The organism is Escherichia sp. AM3 (assembly GCF_032029835.1).
GTDB classification, from domain to species: domain Bacteria; phylum Pseudomonadota; class Gammaproteobacteria; order Enterobacterales; family Enterobacteriaceae; genus Escherichia; species Escherichia coli.
On sequence record NZ_JAVUPQ010000550.1, the window covers coordinates 1 to 477 of the forward strand.

The following is a 477-nucleotide window of genomic DNA, read 5'->3' on the forward strand; positions in this document are numbered from 1 at the left end:
ATTTCGCCTTCCACATCAGTGTTAACCAGTTCTTTCTGCAATTCGAGTCGTTGCAGTTCCATCTGATAGATACGATTATCAAAATCTGCTGCCTGAGTCTGAATCTGACTCTCCAGAGTGGTTATCTGCAGGGCATTTTGTTCATTTTGTCCGCTCAGACTGAGAAGGTTGTTTTGTTGTTGATAATATAATGCAACTTGGTTAGTTAATTGATCTTTATTAATCAGTCCTTTTGACTGATAGTATCTGTAATTCTCCATATTATTTTTCATTATTTTTATCCCTTCCTCTGCACGCTGTATAATGTCTGATGAGCGACGGAACGCATCTGTGTATTGCAGACGTTGTTTTTCCAGGGTATCTAGCGTTATTTTTTTACTTTCTTCCAGACGGGAAATAATGTTGTTCACACGAACCAGCTGGTTTTCTATATCCCGGCGATGATTATCAGTGACAATACCATTGCGTGTACTTTTA

Annotated in this window: 1 pseudogene; it reads right to left on the reverse strand. The window is 38.6% G+C overall.

The window, feature by feature from the left end:
- Positions 1–477, reverse strand: a pseudogene (locus RTW80_RS27165) (colicin V secretion protein CvaA); the annotation flags it as partial.